The 1,678-nt window shown below is 63.0% G+C and carries 1 protein-coding gene and 1 pseudogene; both read left to right on the top strand.

The window, feature by feature from the left end:
• Nucleotides 1–684 (top strand): isocitrate lyase (gene aceA, locus HP499_RS23950; protein ID WP_172326524.1); only part of this gene is annotated, 684 nt, incomplete at its 5' end.
• Nucleotides 685–894: 210 nt separating this feature from the next.
• Nucleotides 895–1,678 (top strand): annotated as a pseudogene (locus HP499_RS23945) (malate synthase A); the annotation flags it as partial.

The raw sequence follows: 1,678 nt of genomic DNA, 5'->3' as shown, positions 1-1,678 counted from the left end.
CGGACCCTGAACGCAGCCCGCCTGGCAGCCGACGTCGCCGGTACACCGACCGTGGTGATCGCCCGCACCGACGCCGAAGCAGCAACGCTGATCACCTCGGACGTTGACGAGCGCGACCAGGAATTCATCCTCCGCGAAGGTGGACAACCGGTTCGCACTGCCGAGGGCTTCTACAAGGTCCGCAACGGCATCGAGCCCTGCATCGCCCGTGCCAAGGCCTACGCACCGTACTCCGACCTCATCTGGATGGAGACCGGAACCCCGGACCTGGAACTGGCGCGCAAGTTCGCCGAATCGGTCAAAGCCGACTTCCCGGACCAGATGCTCTCCTACAACTGCTCCCCGTCCTTCAACTGGCGCAAGCACCTGGATGACACCACCATCGCCAAGTTCCAGCGCGAACTCGGTGCCATGGGGTTCACGTTCCAGTTCATCACCCTGGCCGGCTTCCACGCCCTGAACTACTCGATGTTCGACCTCGCCCACGGTTACGCCCGTGAAGGCATGAGCGCATACGTCGAACTCCAGGAAAAGGAATTCGCCTCCGAATCCCGCGGCTACACCGCCACCAAGCACCAGCGCGAAGTCGGCACCGGCTACTTCGACGACATCGCTACCGCGCTCAACCCGAACGCATCCACCCTGGCCCTGGTGGGATCCACCGAAGAAGGCCAGTTCCACTAACCACTTCCGACGGCGGTCCTCGCCTCCGGCCTGCAGTGCGGTAATGCTCTGCCTGCGATCCCCATGCCCGCCCCATGACCTCGTAGAACTCGGTCGGGGGCGGGCACAGGGCCCCTTTACGCAGGCTGCCGCATCACCGCACCTCCGGCCCGGTGCGCACCTCACGGACATGCCGCCGTCGAACATTTGCTTCTCATAGGAGAGATTGAAATGAACAGCTTCACTGACAACTTCACTATCAATGGCATCACTATCACCGCGCAGCCCATTTGCCGGCAGAACGAGGTCCTCACGCCGGACGCCCTTGAGTTTATTGGCAAGTTGCACAGGGCTACGGCGGATCGTCGTCAGGAGCTGATGCAGGCACGGCATGCCCGTCGCAACCAGATTTCCAGTGGCCAGGATCCCCGGTTCCGTCCCGAGACTGAGGGCATCCGGAATGATCCGTCATGGCGTGTGGCTCCCCCGGCTCCCGGGCTGGAGGATCGCCGCGTGGAGATCACAGGTCCCGTGGATAAGAAGATGACCATCAACGCCCTGAACTCGGGGGCGAAGGTGTGGCTCGCCGACATGGAAGACTCGTCCACGCCGACGTGGCGAAACGTCATCCAGGGCCAGCTGAACCTGACCGACGCTCTGGAACGCCGGATCGATTTCACCTCTCCTGAGGGCAAGGAATACAAGCTCAAGGCTGCCGAGGACCTGCCCACCATCGTGGTCCGTCCGCGTGGGTGGCACTTGCCGGAGAAGCACATGCTCGTGGATGGCAAGCCGATCGCCGGCGGCATTGTGGACTTCGGTTTGTTCTTCTTCCACAACGCCCGCCGCCTGCTGGCCCAGGGCAAGGGCCCGTACTTCTACCTGCCCAAGATCGAGAACCACCTCGAAGCCCGGCTGTGGAATGACATCTTCGTCCTGGCCCAGGACTTGCTGGGCATCCCGCAGGGCACCATCCGCGCCACGGTGCTGATCGAAACCATCACGGCAGCGTTCG

The sequence above is a fragment of the Paenarthrobacter sp. CM16 genome (assembly GCF_013179505.1).
In the GTDB taxonomy this organism is placed as follows: Bacteria; Actinomycetota; Actinomycetes; order Actinomycetales; family Micrococcaceae; genus Arthrobacter.
This window is presented reverse-complemented; position numbering and strand designations above follow the sequence as displayed.